This window comes from Pseudomonas sp. ZT5P21, assembly GCF_054897785.1.
Map to the genome: position 1 here is coordinate 3968139 of NZ_CM142705.1, position 19759 is coordinate 3987897.

The 19759-nt window shown below is 60.7% G+C and carries 15 protein-coding genes and 1 pseudogene; 6 read left to right on the forward strand and 10 right to left on the reverse strand.

Going from position 1 to position 19759, the window contains the following annotated elements; genetic code table 11:
• Positions 1–2: 2 nt before the first annotated feature.
• From ACYZT9_RS18390 to ACYZT9_RS18435, 10 genes are read right to left on the reverse strand one after another with little or no spacing between them, the layout of a single operon-like run.
• Positions 3–662 carry an EscR/YscR/HrcR family type III secretion system export apparatus protein gene (locus ACYZT9_RS18390; RefSeq protein ID WP_462006806.1) on the reverse strand — a complete coding sequence of 220 codons (660 nt, stop codon included), beginning with the start codon at positions 660–662 and terminating at the stop codon, positions 3–5.
• Positions 655–1566, reverse strand: a complete 912-nt coding sequence (locus ACYZT9_RS18395; RefSeq protein ID WP_462006807.1) for a FliM/FliN family flagellar motor switch protein — start codon at positions 1564–1566, stop codon at positions 655–657. Before ACYZT9_RS18395 ends, ACYZT9_RS18390 begins: the two co-directional genes overlap by 8 nt.
• On the reverse strand, positions 1563–2426 hold the full coding sequence (locus ACYZT9_RS18400) for a SpaN/EivJ family type III secretion system needle length determinant (RefSeq protein WP_462006808.1): 864 nt from the start codon (positions 2424–2426) through the stop codon (positions 1563–1565). Before ACYZT9_RS18400 ends, ACYZT9_RS18395 begins: the two co-directional genes overlap by 4 nt.
• A complete protein-coding gene (locus ACYZT9_RS18405; RefSeq protein WP_462006809.1) occupies positions 2423–2878 on the reverse strand; it encodes a type III secretion protein in 456 nt (151 codons plus the stop codon). Before ACYZT9_RS18405 ends, ACYZT9_RS18400 begins: the two co-directional genes overlap by 4 nt.
• A complete protein-coding gene (sctN, locus tag ACYZT9_RS18410) occupies positions 2862–4148 on the reverse strand; it encodes a type III secretion system ATPase SctN (RefSeq protein WP_462006810.1) in 1287 nt (428 codons plus the stop codon). Before sctN ends, ACYZT9_RS18405 begins: the two co-directional genes overlap by 17 nt.
• Complete coding sequence (locus tag ACYZT9_RS18415; protein WP_462006811.1) at positions 4145–4552, reverse strand: InvB/SpaK family type III secretion system chaperone; 408 nt, start codon at positions 4550–4552, stop codon at positions 4145–4147. The genes sctN and ACYZT9_RS18415 overlap by 4 nt, the downstream gene beginning before the upstream one ends.
• Positions 4553–4565: 13 nt before the next feature.
• On the reverse strand, positions 4566–6617 hold the full coding sequence (locus ACYZT9_RS18420) for an EscV/YscV/HrcV family type III secretion system export apparatus protein (protein WP_462006812.1): 2052 nt from the start codon (positions 6615–6617) through the stop codon (positions 4566–4568).
• Between the two features lie 23 nt (positions 6618–6640).
• Positions 6641–7747, reverse strand: coding sequence for a type III secretion system gatekeeper subunit SctW (gene sctW / locus ACYZT9_RS18425; protein ID WP_462006813.1), 1107 nt, complete (start codon positions 7745–7747; stop codon positions 6641–6643).
• A complete protein-coding gene (gene sctC, locus ACYZT9_RS18430; RefSeq protein WP_462006814.1) occupies positions 7744–9399 on the reverse strand; it encodes a type III secretion system outer membrane ring subunit SctC in 1656 nt (551 codons plus the stop codon). The genes sctW and sctC overlap by 4 nt, the downstream gene beginning before the upstream one ends.
• A gap of 4 nt (positions 9400–9403) precedes the next feature.
• Positions 9404–10132, reverse strand: a complete 729-nt coding sequence (locus ACYZT9_RS18435; protein WP_462006815.1) for a helix-turn-helix domain-containing protein — start codon at positions 10130–10132, stop codon at positions 9404–9406.
• A 229-nt stretch (positions 10133–10361) separates the two neighbouring features.
• Between ACYZT9_RS18435 and ACYZT9_RS18440 the strand changes: the two genes are divergently transcribed.
• The 6 genes and pseudogenes from ACYZT9_RS18440 to ACYZT9_RS18465 all read left to right on the forward strand — a co-directional run bounded on the left by ACYZT9_RS18440 (position 10362) and on the right by ACYZT9_RS18465 (position 19759).
• The gene (locus ACYZT9_RS18440; protein WP_462006816.1) at positions 10362–11573 is read left to right on the forward strand and encodes a CmpA/NrtA family ABC transporter substrate-binding protein; all 1212 of its coding nucleotides are present in this window, start codon (positions 10362–10364) and stop codon (positions 11571–11573) included.
• Between the two features lie 15 nt (positions 11574–11588).
• Positions 11589–12164, forward strand: a complete 576-nt coding sequence (locus ACYZT9_RS18445) for an ANTAR domain-containing response regulator (protein ID WP_042558507.1) — start codon at positions 11589–11591, stop codon at positions 12162–12164.
• A 390-nt stretch (positions 12165–12554) separates the two neighbouring features.
• Complete coding sequence (locus ACYZT9_RS18450; protein WP_462006817.1) at positions 12555–13766, forward strand: nitrate/nitrite transporter; 1212 nt, start codon at positions 12555–12557, stop codon at positions 13764–13766.
• 7 nt (positions 13767–13773) lie between these two features.
• Positions 13774–15444, forward strand: a complete 1671-nt coding sequence (locus ACYZT9_RS18455) for a protein kinase domain-containing protein (RefSeq protein WP_462006818.1) — start codon at positions 13774–13776, stop codon at positions 15442–15444.
• 377 nt (positions 15445–15821) lie between these two features.
• A pseudogene (locus ACYZT9_RS18460) lies at positions 15822–17021 on the forward strand (NAD(P)/FAD-dependent oxidoreductase); the annotation flags it as partial.
• Between the two features lie 20 nt (positions 17022–17041).
• Positions 17042–19759, forward strand: coding sequence for a nitrate reductase (locus ACYZT9_RS18465; protein WP_462006819.1), 2718 nt, complete (start codon positions 17042–17044; stop codon positions 19757–19759).

Below are 19759 nucleotides of genomic sequence, written 5' to 3' on the forward strand. Positions count from 1 at the left end.
CCCTATGCCAGTAATGTCAGGTATTGCTTGACCAGCCCGGTCGACAGCAGCGCCCAGCCATCCAGCGCGACAAACAACACCAGTTTGATCGGCACTGAAATGATCACCGGACTCATCATCATCATGCCCAGCGCCAGCAGGATGCTGGAGATCACCAGATCTACAATCACAAACGGCAGATAAAGATAAAAACCGATCTTGAACGCGCTTTTGATTTCACTCAGCGCATAAGCCGGCAACAGCGCAAACAGTGAGGGTGTGAGTTCTTCATCCGCAGGCACGCCCTCCAGGGAATCACTCTGAACCGCTTGTGCACGCTCGAAGAAAAGGGCCAGTTCGGGATCGGTGTACTTGCGCAGGTAATCCTTGTAGCCACCCAGACCGTTCTCGGCGAAGTTCACCACCGACGCGATATCGGTGAAGGCCACCGCTTCTTCCTTGTAATAGCCGTAGCCCTGCTTCATGACCGGCGTCATCACGAAAATCGCCAGCATCAAGGCGATCGCATTGAGGGTCATGTTCGACGGCACTTGCTGCAAACCCAACGCGTTGCGCACGATGACAAAGACGATGGAAAACTTGATGTAACAGGTGCCGGCGGCCACCAGAAAAGGCAGCAGTGAAGCGAACGCCAGCAGCGCAATCAGCGAGACGTCATTCATCGCCAGTGTTCCGAAAAACCTCTAGCAACTCGACGCCCAACTGATCGTCCAGCTGCACCAGTTCGCCACGGGCCACGCGTTTGCCATTGGCGCGTACCTCAATGTGCCGGGCGGCATCGGCTGCTAACGGAATGAGTTGGCCATCGATGATCTGTGACAGCGTGCCCAGGTCGATCTCTTGGGTGGCGAGCAGGAATTCCACCCGCACCGGCACAGCACCGAGTTCGACTTCCGCGTTGGCTTGCGTGGCGACCTGTTGATTTGAATCGGCAACCGTCGATTGCATGTTTACTCCCTCTTCAGTGAACGTGAACACACCGATGCATTGATCTGCCAACAGGCACTGGTCGGTCCGGTGTGTGATGCGCAAGACGTCGCCCTGCCCCAGCCGCACCTGACGCAGGTGGCTGAAGCCCAGCAACAGTTGCAGGCAAAGCGGCAAATCCGCCAGCCATGAGTCCGGTCCTAGCGAACTATTGGTGGTCCCCATCGGTGGCAACTGCGTCAACCACACTCGCCCACCTGACATGTCGAACCAGGGCAAGTCATGCGTCGGCAGTTCTGTCGGAGCGGTCAACTCGATGTCCACCAACGCTTGGTAAGCCAGCTCGTCCACCCTAGGCAGAGGTCGCGGCACGGCACGGAACAACTCGACGATGCTCGTCAGCGGGCACTCGATCGCCAGCAATGCGCGCAACTGCGGCAGCGAGTGATGCAGCCAGTCACGGGCCAGGATCAGCCCCCGCCAGTCCCCTTCCTTGCTTCGTGCGCGAAACCGCAAATACCCGGGCAGCCGATCAGGTCTGCCCAAACCTGCGCGATGACCGGCGCGGCGCCAGCGTTGCACCGCTTGTGTGCGGGCGTGTGCCAAAGCGTCGACCCGGCGCAACATCAGCGCTCTCATGCAGGAACTTCCTGCTGTTCGGTTTGCTCTTCCTCCGGCGACTGATGGGTGCCCTGATGCTGCTGCTCGCTACTGTCGTCGTTCAGCCGCCAGCCGGGATCTCGAACGAGTTCAAAAGGTGCCTTGAGTTGTTCGAAGACCAAGGCGTTGCTCGGACTCAGCAGCAAGTTGCGAGTGGACTCATCGGGCTCTCGGGTAATCGTCACTTGTCCACTAACGGTGCCTTTGTTGAAGGGAATCTGCAGCAGGCCGCGGCTCGGATCCGGCGGCATTTGGACCTTCATGTCGAACGCGGGCCGGGGCATTGGCGCCGAGGGCAAGTGGATGGGGGGCGGTGCCACAGAGGGTGCAAGGTGCAGGGCTTGAAGGTTGTGCAGCACTTTCGGCACTGACGCGGCAGCGAATGTTTCCGCTGGCGCTGCCTTGGAATCGATCGGTGCTAGTGAGGCCGCCTTCGTGGGCAAGCCCGCTCCCACAGGGTCCAGCGTCGCAGCGGTTGTCGGAGTCACTGCAAATGGCACCGGTGCTACCAGCGTCGTCGTTCTGTCGACGACTGGGGCAACAGACTCCCGCCGTTGCAATAAGGGGTGTGAAACCGGCTCAGGCGGCCGTTGTGAAGACGGCCCGAACGTCGCTGGCATTGGCCCCGGGGCCTTGCTTTCAGAACCTGCGAAGCCCTGAACAGCACTGACTCTGGATCGATGACGCACGCTCAACGTCGCCAGCAAATCCTGCACACCTTGCGGTAGTTCATCTTCTTGCGCCGGTACAAGCGTGTCGCGCATGTCATCCACGGAACCCTCGGTGACGGGTTCCAGCACTTGAGTCGATACGGGTGGAACCGCAGGAACATTGTTCATCGTCGTACTCCGGTCATCTCTTCTATTTCCCTTTCTTCCCGGCGCACCTGCTCAAGCCGTTGCGCGCGCGACAGCTGCTGCACCGACCGTTGGTATTTGTGGTGTTTGTGCTGCAAACCGCGCAGTTGTTTGCGTTGCTGTTGCAACGACTGCTCAAGCTGCCTGCATTGCTCCTCCACGCAGTCGCGCTCAAGGCGTACCCGATCAATCTGCCGCCGGATGACCGCCTGGGTTCGCAGCAACGCCAACAATTGCCCGTGATCCAGAACACAATCGGTGGCGCGATGGCTGGCCAGCAGGTTTTGCAGCGATGCCACTTGCCCCTCGAAACCGGTGAGTTCCCGCCGCAGCGACTGCAACTGTTGTTGTGTGCGCAGCACGGCCAGTTCACCGCGTTGCTGGCGGAACTGGCTGAATGCCAACAGGCGTCGCCGGTCAGGCAAGGAGTTCATTCAGGCTCCGCAGGGTTTCGTCAGGCTCGCAACATTCGTCCGTGGGCTGACGCAGCCAGTGAGCCAAGGCTTCGCGGCGCTGCAGGGCCTGATCGTTGGCGTCATCAGCACCGTGGGTGTACTCGCCCATGTCGAGGAAAATCTGCATCTGCTCCAGGCGCGTCAGCATTTCCCGAGTCGACGACGCCAGTTGCTGCACCTGCGCAGTGGTGACTTGCGCCGCCACGCGACTGACGCTGCGCAAGACATCGATTGCCGGGTAATGACCTTTGGCCGCCAGGGCACGGCTGAGGTAAACATGACCGTCGAGAATGGAGCGAATCTCTTCGGCGATCGGGTCTGGCTCATCGTCACTCTCCAGCAGGACCGTGTACCAGGCGGTGATACTCCCGGAAGCCGTCACACCGGGTCGCTCCAGTAAACGTGGCAAGGCATCGAACACCGACGCCGGATATCCACGCCGGGCGGGCGCTTCACCCGCGGCCAGCGCCAAGTCGCGACGAGCCCGGGCATAACGGGTCAACGAGTCCAGCAACAGCATCACACGCTGCCCCTTGTCGCGGAAATATTCGGCGATGGCGGTGGCCTGCAACGCCGAGTTGCAGCGGTCCACCGAGGAAAAATCCGAAGTGGCATACACCACCACGCAGCGTGATCGCTTCGTCGATTGGCGCAGATGTTCAATGAACTCGGTGACTTCACGCCCGCGTTCGCCGATCAGGCCAATGACGAAAACGTCTGCTTCGGTGTGGCTGATCAGCATATTGATCAGCGTCGTTTTACCGGACCCGGCCGCGGCAAAAATGCCGATGCGCTGGCCGACTCCGCAAGTCAACAAGCCATCGATGACGCGCATTCCTGTTCGCAGCGGTTCTGCGACCGGCCGCCGCTGTTGGTACGACGGTGGGTCGGCATCCACCGGATAGTCCTGCTGCTCAAAGGCTGTCGACGGTGCCAATCGCTCAACGATATGGCCCTGGGGATCGACCACACTGCCCAGCAAGGCATCGCTGCAGCTCAGCCGCAATGTCGAGCCCGTCGGAACAATCATCGACTCCCTGGACAATCCCTTGGCGTCGCCAAGCAAACTGAGCAAGACGGCACCGGGCATGAAGCCGATGACTTGCGCCTTGGCCGCCACGTGCGGCGATCGCCAATGGCGACGCACTTCGCAGACTTCACCGACCACCACATTGTCCAGCGCCGCTTCGAGCAAAGGACCGCTCAAACGCAAGGGATGGGCCGCACGCCGTTCCAGCCGGATGCTCATCGGCGCAACAGTTCGCACAGCGTTTCGATCGACTGCACAAACGCATCCAGGGCTTGTGCGAAATGCTCGGCGTCACCCAAAGCGTGGTCATTGGCCATCAAGCGCAGTTCGAGCTGCCCCTGGACTTCGCACAGGTGCACCTGCCCGGTGCGAGAGAAAGCATTGCCTTCCAGCAAGAACTGCATCAATTCGAAGGCGCAATGGTTCATGACGTGTGGGGTCGCTTGCGCGACCGCCGCCCAGATCCACACATCGCCCTCCACGACGGCCACGTTGATATCGGGCAGTTTTTTCATCTGCATTTCAATGGTGCTGTGGCTGTCAAAGTGCCCAATCTGGCTGTCCACGCAACCGCTGTGTCGCAGTGCTTCACGCAACAGGTCGGCAATATCGATCGGTATCATTTACAGGGTTTCCTCAGACAGTCTGGATGACATTGACCGAGATGGTCTCGGAGATTTCGCCGAACGACATCACGTCCAGCTCCCGGAACCGCCCCTCGATCAGCTTCTTGATGTAGCGCCGCACATCGACCGAACACAGCAGCACCATGTCCTTGTGCGCAATGTGCAGGCTGTCCAGGCCGACACTCAGGCGGTCCATCAGGTCTTCCGACTCGGCCGGTTCCAGGTTGATGAAACTGCCGCCCGAGGTTTGCCGGATGCCTCTGCGTACCACCTCTTCGAATTCCGGCGATAACAGCAGGACGCGCAAGTCATTGCCGTGAGCGAACTTGTTACTGATGTAGCGCGCCATCGCCCCGCGAACGTGTTCGACCAGCGCCAGCACGTCCTTTTCCCGCGACGCCCAATGCGCCAACGACTCCAGGATCAGTTTCATGTTGCGCACGGAAATGCGCTCACCGATCAGACGCTGCAACACCTCGGCAATCTTCTGCACCGTGACGTGGCGATACACTTCTTTGAGCAGGTCGGGATACCGGGTTTCCATTTCGTCGAGCAGTTGCTTGGTCTCCTGCACGCCGAAAAACTCCTGGATATTGCGCGCCAGCAACGTGACCAGGCAGCGATAACATTCTTCGTCTGCCGGGCGCAGTTGATAGCCCAACTGTTGCACCCGCTCCCTGTCGACGGCGTTGACCCAGACGCCGCCCAGGCGATTGCTGTCGTTGCCGCGCACCAGGTCAAAACCCAAGGGCTCAAGGTCCGGCGAGTAATCGAGCAGGCGCCAGTGATCGAAATGGATATCGAACTGCTCGGCCCGCACTTCATTGATCAGCACCGCCACTTGATGAGCCGGCAACGCCTCGCTGGCGCGAAATTGCGGTTCGGGTATGCGCAACCCGTAGTCGACGAAAAACTGGCTGCGAAAGCGCGCCGCCCATCGAGCTTTGTTGAGCGCGTTCAGTTGCGACGTGGGCACCAGGATCATCAAGGCGATGGTTTCGGTGGCGATGTTATCGACGTCATCGAGCAATCCCGACCCGGTTTGCAGCGCGCCTTGCTCGGTGGCTGCGGCACGGCTTTCACCGTCGCCGGCCGCCCTGGAGGCCTTTTGATGCCGGGTAAACACCACCAGCGCCAGCACCGCGGCGATGGGCAGAAAAGTCATCAGCGGAAAACCCGGGAGCAGGCCGACACCCACCGCCAGCAGCGCAGTGACGCCCATCACGAACGGATTGCCCAGCATCTGCGCCAGCATGTTGCGCCCCAGGTTGCTGTCGTCACCGTTGACGCGGGTCACGATAAAACCGGCGCCGATGGCGATCAGCAACGCCGGAATCTGTGCGACCAGGCCATCGCCGATGGTCAGTAACGTGTAGGTCGACAAGGCCATGGACATGTCCATGCCCATTTGCCCGACACCGATGGCCATGCCGCCGATGAAGTTGACGAAGATAATAATGATGCCGGCGATCGCATCGCCCTTGATGAACTTCATCGCGCCGTCGAAGGCCCCATACAGCTGGCTTTCACGCTCCAGCACGCTGCGTTTTTCCTTGGCTTCCTCGGCGGTGATGGCGCCGGCCTTGAGGTCACCGTCGATACTCATTTGCTTGCCCGGCATGCCGTCCAGCGAGAAGCGCGCCGCGACTTCGGCGACCCGCTCCGAACCTTTGGTGATCACGATGAACTGGACAATGGTGACAATGGAAAAAATCACGAACCCCACCACCAGGCTTTCGCCGATCACGAACTCACCGAAGGAGGCGATGATGTCCCCCGCATCGGCCTGGCTCAGGATCAGGCGACTGGTACTGATCGACAGCGCCAGGCGAAACAGCGTAGTCAGCAGCAGCAATGCCGGGAACGTCGAAAAGCTGAGGATGCGTTCGATGTAGAACGAGCCCATGAACACCAGCAGCGAAATGACGATGTTCAGGCCAATGAGAAAATCCACCAGCACCGTCGGCAGGGGAATAATCAGCATGGCGATGATCATCACCATGAGCGTCAGGATCAGCAGCTCCGGGCGAGCCCCGACGTTGCGCAAAAACACATTGAGCATCGCTGGTCAGCTCCGGGGAAAAATCATGAGCAACCGCCGAGACGTCGCTGTTCAATACATTCGTGGGTATAGGCAATGTCTGCCAGACGCGAAAACTGTTGCGCCAGGCGCAGCGGCGCCTCTTCATCGGCAAACAGTGGCAGCGGCAATTGCAGGCTGAACCGGCGCACGGTCTGCAGCAGCGTCGAACGTTCACGGTGCAGGCTCAACAACAGGCGTTCACCGAGCACGCCGAGCAGCAACTGATCGAGTTCATCGGGCCAGGTCAACAGGCCAAACAGAAACACCAGCCATTCGGATTCATCGGGGTTGTGCTGGCAAATCAGTTCATCGCCGAGCAGGCCGCCGATGAACACGGCATCGGCTGAACGCAGGCGCTTGAGGTCGGTCAACCGGGCCAGCAGTTGACCAAACTCTGCGCGCGAGCAACTTGGGTCCTGGGCGCTGATATCGGTGAGCAGTGCCGCTTCGATAAAGGCCAGCACGTTGGTGCGTCGGGGCGGGCCGTACAGCGCAATCCAGTCTTGATAACAGCTGACCGGTCCTTCATCGGACTCGAGAAAATCCCGGTACGTCTCGCGCAACAGCGCGGCGCGCACGGCCATGCTCGCCCCGAACATTCGAGCCTTGAGCGCGGCATTGATGCCGGCGTTCATGCGTTTTGGGGAAGCCTGGGCGACTATCGTCTGCAAGAGCGTTTCCAGCCGCTGACGGGTGTTTTTCTCCAGCTTTTTACGGCGCAACAGTTCTCGCAGCACCAACACCAGATCGCTGTCATCGGCAAACAGCTTTCGCGCCATCTGCAGCAACCAGGCAATGGGTTTGTCGGCGAGCCGTACCAGGCCGAGAATCTGCCGCACCTTGGGCACGGTGTCGTCGTCCAGAACCCTGTCGAAGTTGTCAGTCAGGGTGTCGGACTTCAGTTCGAAATGCCGTCGAGCGCGAAACTGCGCCAATGCCGCTGACATTTCATCGCTGATCTGGACGAAACGCTGCAGGACGGCAGCCGTGCCGGTCTCATCAAGATCAGTTTGCGCAGTCGTCTGAGGCTGCGGATGCTCGGCGGCCTTCTCGGCATTCAGCCGCGCCTGGGCGGCGCGCCCGCCGGTGGACATCGTCGGCAGGATCATTTTTCTGCCGACCGGAAATACGAGCGCCGCACACGTTCGTGTTGTTGCGGGGTGAGCAATGGCGGTGCCGGCTCAACGATATCCGGCTCAAGCGCGTCGCGAATTTCCTTGGGTTGAATCAGGAACACCCGCACGGTATTGGCCGAGCGGTTCTGCCGATAACTGAACAGCCGTCCGATCCACGGAATCGCCCCCAGCACCGGTACCCGTCCGATCTGCTCGCTGTGGTCATCGCGGGTGAAACCGCCCACCAACAGGCTCTTGCCCGGCGGCACCCGCGCCACCGTACTGATCCGGGTGCGGCCGACCGTCGGCAAAGCGCTCGCTCGTTCGCCCTGACCAGGGTTTTCGATTTCGTTGCCATCTTCGATATTGAGCGACATTTCAATTTCGTCCGACTGGGCGAAACGCGGCAACACGTTCACCAGCGTGCCGTAGGTCACGTGCTGCAAATCAACACTGCGCTCGCCCACCAGAGGCGCATAAAACGTTCGGTTATTGTCGAAAATCGCCGGCACATTCTCTTGGGTCAGGATCACCGGTCGCGACACCACATTCGCCCGGCTCGTGCGCTCCAGCGCCATGACCTGGGCCACGAACGACTCGCCATCGAGCGTGGTCGCCGAGCCGGCGTTGAGCGACGCGCTGAATTTTCCGCCCGAATTCACTACGCCTTGCCAATTGACGCCCAACTGATTGAGTTCATCCTTGTGCAGATCAATGATCCACAACGACAACTCAACGTGACGTTTGGGCGTGTCCAGCGCACTGACCAGGTTCTCGATAAAACGCACTTGCTCCGGCAACCCCTTGACCAGCAGGCTGTTGGTATCGGGATAGGCCACGACCCGAATGTTTCCGGCAGCTGTGTCGCGCGCGAGAATTCTCGGCGCGGACGGGTCCTGATCCGACGGGGGACTAGCCAGGCCTTCCAGTGGGAACGCCGGCATCAAGCCCTGCGGTCGCTGTGCCGGAACTTGCGCCACTGCGGGCTCGACGCCGTTGCGCTCGCCGCGCAGCAAGGTCTCAATCACGGTCGCCAGCCCGGGAATCGTCACTTTGTCATCCCGCAACTCGTATTGGCGGTCGCTCACAAAGGTGTTTCGCACCTGGATCACGCCGATCTGCTGCTTGCCTAGCAACAGTTCCGAGCGCTGGTTATCCATCAGCCCAGCCGCTTGCGTGATCAGATCGACATACATCGGCGGGCCGGACACATGGAACGTACGCAGACCATCGTGGCGCAACGGATAACGGCGATCGTGCAACCCGGAGCGCTCGAGGAACGCCTGAAGCTTCGCCACGGTCAGGGTCTGCAGCGACACCATCGCACTTTTGAGTTCCGGGGCGTCATACAGATAAATCGCCTGACCATCGCTGTACCAGATCAAGCCCATTTGCGCGCTGACTCGCTCAAAGGTTCGTTGCGGCGCGAGCAGATCGAACGTTCCCGAAATCCGCTTGGCCGCAGCCGCCTTGCTGACGATGACCGGCTTGCCCAGTGGGCCGGACAGTTCGCTGAAAAAAGTGCGCACGCTTTGTTCGCGGGCCTCGAAATTGTAGAGAGCGGCCTGCCCGGCAAAGGGTGTGAGCAGCAAGACCGTGCTCAAGCAGACGGGCAAAAGGAATAAGGAGAACGATCGGTGGTTCATCGGCTCACTTGCCTGGAAGGTAGGTAATGTCGGCGAGGCTGCTGGGCGTGCAGCCCACCAGCTCGCGGATTTCCTTGGAGAAATGCGAAGAAGAGGCAAAGCCGGACTCCAGCGCGACATCCGTCAGCGAGCCGTCCCGCAAACTCATGTTCAACAGCGCTTGAGCCGTGCGCCAGCCGCGCAATGCAGGCTTGGCTGCACTGCCCAGCGCCTGCCGGCACAATCGACGAAAATGCGAAACGGAAACACCATAGCGTTGCGCCAGGTCGGTCAGTTTTTCACTGCGGGTGCCCTGCTCCAGCAGGAATCGCACGAGCCCGTAACTCTCGGTATGACGCAGCACGTCGGCAAAGGCCTGGTAGGCCGAACTTGCGCTCATGGCCTGCTCTATGTACCAGCGTTCCAGCGCGCGTTCCGACTGAACGGTCTCGTATGCGACCGGCAATATTGCCCACGGGGCATGGCTCGGCCGCTGACCGATCAACGCATCACTCAGGTCGAAAAAGACCTGTAGCTTCACCAGCCGTGTTTCGGACAGCGGCATCACCTGCACACAGCCGCCGCTCATTTGCAGCGCCTCGCTGACCGCGATCAGCCCTTCCCAATCGCCGGGTAACCGATGGCGGTGTGCCGAGCCTAGAAGTTCGGTCGATTCGCTGACACGCAGATGCAACACCCGCCCGCCGGAACGAGCCTCCGGGAATGTGGTGGCACGAAGTGATTCGGTTTGCACGCCAACCTCCTTTTGCAGCCTGACGATGAAGGGTCGGCAGGATGAAAGACATGGCGCGGGAAGTCCTGATGGAAAGCTGATGAAACCCGGGCTGGCATATGCCTTGCACCCCAAGAGGTATCAGCACTCATGTCAACGGCGGGATGAGTGCCAGGACAATGGCGTCGTCACCCGGCCTTGCTCATGCGAGGACCCGCGACGACGCTTTTTTTTGCAAGGTGAAGACGCGATGAACGAACCATCAGCCGGCCCACTGGCCTGGGTCAACGGCAGCGATGCCCCGGAAAAGACCGACATCAACCTCGGCTTTATGGCCCTGAGCGACTGCGCGTCGGTGGTGGTCGCCGCCACCCAGGGTTTTGCCCAGCCTTACGGGCTGACCTTGAACCTCAAGCGCCAGTCCTCCTGGGCCAACCTGCGAGACAAACTGGTCAGCGGCGAACTCGATGCCGCCCACAGCCTTTACGGTCTGATTTACGCCGTGCACCTGGGCATCGGCGGCATCGCGGCCACCGACATGGCAGTGCTCATGGGCCTGAACCAGAACGGTCAGAGCATCAACCTGTCGCACGGGTTGCAGGCCTTGGGCGTGATCTGTCCTGAAGCACTGGATCGTCACGTGCACCAAACTCGCCCAAAACTCACCTTCGCGCAGACGTTCCCGACCGGAACGCATGCCATGTGGCTTTATTACTGGCTGGCGAGCCAGGGCATTCATCCGTTGCACGACGTCGACAGCGTGGTGGTGCCACCGCCGCAGATGGTCGCGCACCTGCAAGCAGGCCGAATCGACGGCTTCTGCGTCGGTGAGCCCTGGTCCGCCAGCGCGGTGAAACAGAATCTCGGCTTCACGATGGCGACAACCCAGACCCTCTGGCCCGACCATCCGGAAAAAGTCCTCGGTTGCACCCGCGCATTCGTCGAGCAGTACCCCAATACCGCCCGGGCGCTGGTGATGGCGATTCTGGAAGCCAGCCGTTTCATCGAAGAAAGCACCGAGAATCGTCGCAGTACGGCGCAGCTATTGAGCGCCCCGCAATACCTCGATGCACCGCTCGATTGCATCGAACCGCGCCTGCTCGGCGATTACGCCGACGGTCTCGGCAATCGCTGGCAAGACCCGCATGCTCTGCGCTTCCACGGAGGCGGCGAAGTTAATCTGCCTTACCTGTCCGATGGCATGTGGTTCATGACCCAGTTTCGCCGCTGGGGCTTGTTGCGCGATGACCCGGACTACCTCGCGGTGGCTCGTCAGGTCCAGCAACTAGACTTGTATCGAGAGGCCGCCAGCGCTGTTGGTGTTGCCTCATTGGGCAAGGAAATGCGCAGCAGCCAGTTGATCGACGGCAAAATCTGGGACGGCTGCGACCCGGCCGGTTATGCCTGCAGTTTCAAGCTGCACGCCTTGAGCGACAGCTCATCCCGACTCGCCAGCCGCTGACAGGAGACTGCGAACATGTTGCGTATCCTGCTGATCAACGACACTGCGAAGAAAGTCGGCCGCCTGAAAGCGGCCTTGACCGAAGCCGGATTCGAGGTAATCGACGAATCCGGCCTGACCATCGACCTGCCTGCTCGCGTCGAAACGGTGCGCCCGGACGTGATTCTGATCGATACCGAGTCACCGAGCCGCGATGTGATGGAGCAAGTGGTGCTGGTGAGTCGTGACCAGCCACGACCGATCGTGATGTTTACCGATGAACATGATCCCGGTGTGATGCGCCAGGCGATCAAGTCCGGGGTCAGTGCCTACATCGTCGAAGGCATTCACGCACAACGCTTGCAGCCGATTCTCGACGTGGCCATGGCCCGCTTCGAAAGCGACCAGGCCCTGCGCGCGCAACTGCACGCCCGTGACCAGCAACTGGCCGAGCGCAAGCGCATCGAGCTGGCCAAGGGGTTGCTGATGAAGATGAAAGACTGCAACGAGGAAGAGGCCTACACCCTGATGCGCCGCCAGGCCATGAGCCGGCAGCAGAAGCTGATTCAGGTGGCGGAGCAGATTATTGCGATGAGTGAGTTGCTGGGCTGAATCCTTCCACTTGTGGCGAGGGAGCTTGCTCCCGCTGGGCTGCGAAGCGGCCCCAAAAGCCAGCCATCTCGGTGAATCAGACACAATACAGTTGCAGGGTTTACGACTGCTGCGCAGCCGAGCGGGAGCAAGCTCCCTCGCCACAACAATCTCCTTAGCCCCCACTACCGACTGTTGGCACAAATCTCGCTAAGCATTCACCACAGGTAACCAACGGCGGTTGCCCCACCTACGACAAAGACGTCGCTCACCTCATTTGCCCAAGGCGAATCCGGTGGCGGCGTTTTTTTGTTTTGGCCCCACAGCCCGGGGCCGGTGGTGCGGCCGTTGCGGCGCCCCACCTGCAAGCTCATGACTCCTTCTCGAGACGATCAACAGCTGAGGTGCGCAATGAATTCAAGCTTCTGGAAATCCGGCCATACCCCGACACTGTTCGCGGCCTTCCTCTATTTCGACCTGAGTTTCATGGTCTGGTACCTGCTCGGCCCGATGGCAGTGCAGATCGCCGCCGACCTGCACCTGACCACCCAACAACGCGGGATGGTGGTCGCCACGCCGATTCTGGCCGGTGCCGTGTTGCGCTTCATCATGGGCATGCTGGCGGATCGCCTGTCGCCGAAAACCGCCGGGCTGATCGGCCAGGTGATCGTCATCTGCGCCCTGTTCGTCGCCTGGAAGCACGGCATCCACAGTTACGAACAAGCGCTGCTGCTGGGCCTGTTCCTCGGCATGGCCGGTGCGTCCTTCGCCGTGGCCCTGCCGCTGGCGTCGCAATGGTATCCGCCACAACATCAGGGCAAAGCCATGGGCATCGCCGGTGCCGGTAACTCGGGCACCGTGCTCGCGGCCCTGATCGCCCCGGTGATGGCCGCCGCGTTCGGCTGGAGCAACGTGTTCGGCTTCGCGTTGATACCGTTGATCCTGACTATCATCGTCTTCGCCTGGCTGGCCAAAAATGCGCCTGAGCGGCCGAAGGCCAAGTCGATGTCGGACTACCTCAAAGCCTTGGGTGACCGCGACAGTTGGTGGTTCATGTTTTTCTACAGCGTGACCTTCGGCGGCTTTATTGGCCTGGCCAGCGCCCTGCCCGGCTACTTCAACGACCAATATGGCCTGAGCCCGGTGACCGCCGGCTATTACACCGCAGCCTGCGTGTTTGGCGGCAGTCTGATGCGTCCTTTGGGCGGGGCGCTGGCGGACCGTTTCGGCGGGATTCGCACGTTACTGGCGATGTACACGGTCGCAGCGATCTGCATCGCGGCGGTGGGCTTCAACTTGCCAAGCTCCTACGCAGCACTGGCACTGTTCGTCTGCACCATGCTCGGTCTGGGTGCGGGTAACGGTGCTGTTTTCCAACTGGTCCCACAACGTTTTCGTCGTGAAATCGGTGTAATGACCGGATTGATCGGCATGGCCGGCGGTATCGGCGGTTTCGCCCTCGCGGCGGGCATGGGTGCGATCAAGCAAAGCACCGGCAGCTACCAACTGGCCTTGTGGTTGTTCGCCAGCCTCGGCGTCCTCGCCTGGTTCGGCCTGTACGGCGTGAAACGTCGCTGGAGAACCACGTGGGGCTCGGCTGCCGTCACCGCGGCGCGGGTGTGAGGGCTGAATGAGCCTGCAACTGAGTTTCGCCGAAGCCAGCGCCATTGGCCCGCGTGAGGAGAATCAGGACGCCCTGCGCCTGGTCACTCCCGCGCCGGCGCTGGCGGCGAGCAAGGGTTACCTGTTCGCCATCGCCGACGGCGTCAGCCAGTGCGCCGATGGCGGACTCGCGGCGCGCTCGACTTTGCAGGCGCTGGCGCTGGACTATTACGCCACCCCGGAAACCTGGGGTGTCGCCCAGGCACTGGACCGCCTGCTGCTGGCACAGAATCGCTGGTTGCAGGCCAATGGCGGTGGGCAACCGCTGCTCACCACTGTCAGTGCTTTAGTCGTACGCGGCAGGCGATTTACCCTGGCGCATGTCGGTGACTGCAGAGTTTATCGCTGGCACGCCAATCAATTGCAGCGGATCAGCGAAGACCACGTCTGGGATCAGCCGGGCATGCAGCATGTGCTCAAACGGGCGCTGGGACTCGATCAGCATCTGGTGCTGGATTTTCTCGATGGCGAGTTGCGCCTCGATGAGAGTTTCGTGCTGCTCAGCGATGGCATCTGGGCCGTGCTGGGCGACACCGCCATTGCAGCCATTCTGCGCGATCAACCGGATCTGCACAGCGCGGCGCACACCTTGGTGACTGCGGCGCATCTGGCGGGCAGTCAAGACAACGCCAGTGCTTTGCTGGTGCGGGTCGACGCCCTCGGTGAAACGAGCATCGGCGATGCGTTGATTCATTTGCAGCAATGGCCGCTGCCGCCAGCGCTGAAACCAGGCCAGAATTTTGAGGGTTGGCAGGTCGAAGGGATACTCGCCCAGAGTCAGCAATCGCTGCTTTATCGAGTACGCGACGTTCAGCAACAACCCTGGTTGCTGAAAACCTTGCCTGTTGCATTGCGCGACGATCACCTGGCCGGACAAGCGTTGCTGTCGGAAGAATGGTTTCTCAAGCGTGTGGCCGGGCGGCATTTCCCTGAAGTCCACGCCGCCAGTCAGCGTCAGCATTTGTACTACGTGATGCGTGAATATTCCGGTTCCACCCTGGCGCAACTCGCCGAACGAACCGCAACACTGCCGCTGCCCCACTGGCAGGACCTGGCGGAACGCCTGCTGCGGGCGGTTGGCATGCTGCATCGACGGCAAATTCTCCACCGTGACATCAAACCGGAGAATCTGCTGCTGGGGGACGACGGTGAGCTGCGCCTGCTGGACTTCGGCCTCGCCTACTGCCCCGGCCTGTCCGAAGATCAGCCCTCGGCCCTGCCCGGAACGCCCAGCTATATTGCGCCGGAAGCCTTTCGCGGTGACCCGCCGTCCGCGCAACAGGATCTTTATGCGGTCGGCGTGACCTTGTATTTTCTGCTGACCGGGCACTACCCCTACGGCGAAATCGAAGCGTTCCAGCGGCCGCGGTTTGGTGCACCGGTCAGTGCCAGTCGCTACCGGCCCGACTTGCCCGAATGGATCGCGCAAAGCCTGGAACGTGCGGTGGCGGCGGATCCGGGCGAGCGGTTTGAAACGGCGGAAGAATGGTTGCTGGTGCTAGAGCAAGGCGAGCGGCGCAGTTTGAGTGTGCGGCCAAGGCCGTTGCTGGAGCGCGAACCAGTGAAGGTCTGGCGGACGTTGGCGCTGGGGTCGTTGCTGGTGAACCTGGTGCTGTTGGTTCTGGTGTTTCATGGCTAGACCGTGTCGCGCCTTTCGCGAGCAAGCCCGCTCCCACAGTTGAAATGCGTTCCCCCTGTGGGAGCGGGCTTGCTCGCGAAGACGTCTGGACACTTACTGCAAATCCTTCGGCAACCCGCTCCATTAACGGGCAACACGCTTCTATTCGGTGCAATAGCGTCGTTTGATCTGTCGATCAAAGCCAGTGAAACCGGGCAATGGACAACTTGGCACAACCACTGCATTACCTCTCTCAACGAACATAAAGCCCAGCCTTCAACGACGAAGGATGCGCTCCCCGAAATGACGGGACCAGGACAAAGGCGTCCTCGCTAGGCAACTAGCGGGACGCCTTTTTTTGTTTGCGCGAAATGTGTTCCGAGCCCCCGGAGAACCTGATGAAAAAACTCAAACTGGTGATGATCGGCAATGGTATGGCCGGGGTTCGGACCCTAGAAGAGTTGCTCAAACTGAGCAGCGATCTGTACGACATCACCGTCTTCGGCGCCGAACCGCATACCAACTACAACCGCATTCTGCTGTCGCCCGTACTGGCCGGTGAACACACCTTTGAAGAGATCGTGCTCAACGACCTGGAATGGTACCTGGACAACAACATCAAATTGCTGCTTAACCGCAAAGTGGTGGAGATTGATCGGGTCAAACGCCGCGTCGTTGCCGAAGACGGCACCGAAGCCCATTACGATCGCTTGCTGATCGCTACCGGTTCGAACCCGTTTATCCTGCCGATTCCCGGCAATACTTTGCACGGCGTGATCGGCTACCGCGACATCGCCGATACTCAGACCATGATCAACACCGCCAAATCCCACAAGCACGCCGTGGTCATCGGCGGCGGCCTGCTGGGCCTGGAAGCGGCCAACGGCCTGATGCTGCGCGGCATGAACGTCACCGTGGTGCACAACGGTGAGTGGTTGCTGGAACGACAACTGGACACCATCAGCGGCCGGCTGCTGCAAACCGCGCTTGAAGCTCGCGGCCTGCACTTTCGCCTTCACGAGCAAACCCAGGCCCTGCACGATGCCGGTAATGGCCAGGTCAGCGCGGTTGAGTTCAAGAACGGTGACATCATCCCTGCCGACCTGGTGGTGATGGCCGCCGGCATTCGCCCCGCGACCGAACTCGCGGAGAAGTCCGGCCTGCCGTGCAATCGCGGGATTCTGGTCAACGACACGATGCAAACTTACGATCCACGGGTCTACGCGATCGGCGAATGCGCCAGCCACCGTGGCATCGCCTATGGTCTGGTCGCGCCGCTGTTCGAACAAGCCAAGGTCTGCGCCAACCACCTTGCCCAGCTGGGTTTCGCCACTTACAAGGGTTCAGTGACCTCGACCCAACTGAAAGTCACCGGCATCGACCTGTTTTCCGCCGGCGACTTCATGGGCGGCGAAGGCACCGAAACCATCACCCTCTCCGATCCCGATAGCGGGATTTACAAAAAACTGGTCATCAAGGATGACGTGCTGGTCGGGGCCTGTCTGTATGGCGATACGGCCGATGGCGGTTGGTATTTCGAGCAGATTCGTGAAAACCATGACATCGGCGAGATTCGTGATCACCTGATGTTCGGTGAAGCCCTGCGGGAAGCCAGCTGATGAATCACCAGATTACCGCTTCCACCTGCTGCTACTGCGGGGTTGGCTGCGGCGTGCTGATCGAGCATGACGGCGAGCGCATTCTCGGCGTCAGCGGCGATCCGGCTCACCCGGCCAACTTTGGCAAACTGTGCAGCAAGGGTTCGACCCTGCATTTGACCGGCGACCTCACGGCCCGAGCGTTGTACCCGGAACTGCGCCTCGGCAAAGGCCTGGCCCGCAGCCGCACCGACTGGGACACTGCCCTGGATCACGCCGCCAGCGTCTTCGCTGAAACCATCGTCGAACACGGCCCCGACAGTGTGGCGTTTTATATCTCCGGGCAACTGCTGACCGAGGATTACTACTGTTTCAACAAACTGGCACGAGCGCTGGTCGGCACCCACAACATCGACAGCAATTCGCGGTTATGCATGTCATCGGCGGTGGTCGGCTATAAGCGCAGCCTGGGCGCCGATGCGCCGCCGTGCAGCTACGAAGACCTGGAATCGAGCGACTGTGTGATGATCGTCGGCAGCAACATGGCCTACGCCCACCCGGTACTGTTTCGTCGTCTGGAAGAGGCCAAATCCCGCCGGCCGCAGATGAAAGTCATCGTAATTGACCCGCGCCGTACCGATACCTGCGATCTGGCTGACCTGCACCTGGCGATACTTCCGGGCACCGACGTCGCGTTGTTCCATGGGATTTTGTACCTGTTGCTGTCGGAAGACTGGATCGACCGCGCCTTCATTAAGGCTCACACCGAAGGCCTGGCCGAACTGAAAGACCTGGTTCGCGATTACACGCCACCGATGGTTTCGCAGCTGTGCGGGATCAGCGTTGAACAGCTGCAACAATGTGCCGAGTGGGTGGGCACTTCGCCGAGTTTCCTGTCGTTGTGGTGCATGGGCTTGAACCAGTCCACCGCTGGCAGTGCGAAAAACAGTGCGCTGATCAACCTTCACCTCGCCACCGGACAAATCGGCCGCCCAGGTGCAGGGCCTTTCTCCCTGACCGGTCAGCCGAATGCCATGGGTGGTCGCGAAACCGGCAGCCTGTCGAACTTGCTGCCAGGCCATCGCGAAGCGGCCAATGCCGAGCACCGCGCGGAAGTGGCGGCTTACTGGGGCGTGGATCAACTGCCCGAAAACACCGGGCTCACCGCGATCGAATTGTTTGAGCAGGTTCGTAGCGGAACCATCAAAGCCCTGTGGATCGCCTGCACCAACCCCGCGCAATCAATGCCGGACCAGACGGCCGTGCGCGCGGCGCTGGACGCCTGCCCTTTCGTGGTGTTGCAGGAAGCCTTTCGCACCACCGAAACCGCCGCGTTCGCCGACCTGCTGTTGCCGGCCGCCAGTTGGGGCGAAAAGGACGGCACAGTGACCAACTCCGAACGACGGATTTCCCACGTCCGCCGCGCGATTGTCGCCCCCGCGGAAGCACGCTCCGACTGGGCGATTACGGTGGATTTCGCACAGCGCCTGGAAAAACATCTGCGCCCTGAGCGTGCCAGTCTGTTTGCGTTCGAAACGCCGGCGCAGATCTTCGATGAGTACAAGCAATTGACTCGCGGCCGTGATCTGGACCTGTCCGGCATCAGTCATGACCTGATCGATCGTCTTGGTCCACAGCAATGGCCTTTTCCGACAGGCGCCAGTGAAGGTACGGCCCGATTGTACGTGGACGGGATTTTTCCGACCGCCAGCGGACGCGCCCGGTTCGTTGCCGATCTGTATTGCGCCGCCAAGGAACAATGCGATGCGCAATTCCCGCTGACCTTGATCACTGGCCGCCTGCGCGATCAATGGCACGGCATGAGCCGCACCGGCACTGCCGCGCAGTTGTTCGGTCATGTCAGCGAAGCCGTGTTGAGCCTGCACCCGGATGAACTGCACCGCCATGGACTGCAACCGGGCGAACTGGTCAGCCTGAAAAGCCGTCGCGGCGCGATCATTGTTGCGGTCGGCAGCGACGACAGTGTAAGTCCTGGCCAGGCCTTCCTGCCCATGCACTGGGGCGATCGCTTCCTGAAGGGTGGTGTCAACGCGATCACCCAACCGGCGTTTGACCCGCTGTCGAAACAGCCGGAACTCAAACACACCGGAGTAAGACTTGACCCAATAAACCTGCCCTGGAACCTTTTCGCCTTGGTCGAGGGTGATATCCAACAGCATTTTGAGACGCTACGACCACTCTGCGAGGCATTTTCCTACGTCAGCTTCAGCCTCGCTGGCCGTGAACGCCCTGCGCTGCTCATACGCGCTGCCAGCGCCGCCGCGCCTGATCCGCAATTGCTGCGTGATCTCGATCAATGTCTGAGGCTCAACGACGGTCCGGTATTGGCTTACGACGACCCTCGGCGCTCCATCGGCAAACGGGTGCGGATCGATAACGGCCGAATTACCGCGATTCGTCTGGCCGGCGAAACCCTCGCCCAGCATTGGCTGCAGGACTTATGGCTCGAAGGTCGTGTCGACCAATCATTGCGGCGCTGGCTGCTCGCACCGCTGAGCGCGCCCCCAGGCAACGCCCGCGCGCCAGCCGCCGGCACCAGAACCCTGTGTAACTGCAAAAACGTCAGCCAAAACGCGGTCTGTGCTGGCATCCGCCGAGGCCTGGACTTGCAAGGCTTGAAACAAGAATTGGGTTGCGGCACGCAATGCGGCTCCTGCGTTCCGGAAATCAAGCGTTTGTTGGCCGCCACTGCGCAGCCGATCGCCGTCATCTCGTGA

Coding starts and splice junctions, on each gene's coding strand:
- ACYZT9_RS18455 (WP_462006818.1), top strand. CDS start 13,774: ATGAGCCTGCAACTGAGTTTCGCCGAAGCCAGCGCCATTGGCCCGCGT.
- ACYZT9_RS18450 (WP_462006817.1), top strand. CDS start 12,555: ATGAATTCAAGCTTCTGGAAATCCGGCCATACCCCGACACTGTTCGCG.
- sctC (WP_462006814.1), bottom strand. CDS start 9,399: ATGAACCACCGATCGTTCTCCTTATTCCTTTTGCCCGTCTGCTTGAGC.
- ACYZT9_RS18415 (WP_462006811.1), bottom strand. CDS start 4,552: ATGATACCGATCGATATTGCCGACCTGTTGCGTGAAGCACTGCGACAC.
- ACYZT9_RS18400 (WP_462006808.1), bottom strand. CDS start 2,426: ATGAACAATGTTCCTGCGGTTCCACCCGTATCGACTCAAGTGCTGGAA.
- sctN (WP_462006810.1), bottom strand. CDS start 4,148: ATGAGCATCCGGCTGGAACGGCGTGCGGCCCATCCCTTGCGTTTGAGC.
- ACYZT9_RS18440 (WP_462006816.1), top strand. CDS start 10,362: ATGAACGAACCATCAGCCGGCCCACTGGCCTGGGTCAACGGCAGCGAT.
- ACYZT9_RS18420 (WP_462006812.1), bottom strand. CDS start 6,617: ATGCTCAATGTGTTTTTGCGCAACGTCGGGGCTCGCCCGGAGCTGCTG.
- ACYZT9_RS18390 (WP_462006806.1), bottom strand. CDS start 662: ATGAATGACGTCTCGCTGATTGCGCTGCTGGCGTTCGCTTCACTGCTG.
- ACYZT9_RS18395 (WP_462006807.1), bottom strand. CDS start 1,566: ATGAGAGCGCTGATGTTGCGCCGGGTCGACGCTTTGGCACACGCCCGC.
- ACYZT9_RS18465 (WP_462006819.1), top strand. CDS start 17,042: ATGAATCACCAGATTACCGCTTCCACCTGCTGCTACTGCGGGGTTGGC.
- ACYZT9_RS18405 (WP_462006809.1), bottom strand. CDS start 2,878: ATGAACTCCTTGCCTGACCGGCGACGCCTGTTGGCATTCAGCCAGTTC.
- ACYZT9_RS18445 (WP_042558507.1), top strand. CDS start 11,589: ATGTTGCGTATCCTGCTGATCAACGACACTGCGAAGAAAGTCGGCCGC.
- sctW (WP_462006813.1), bottom strand. CDS start 7,747: ATGATCCTGCCGACGATGTCCACCGGCGGGCGCGCCGCCCAGGCGCGG.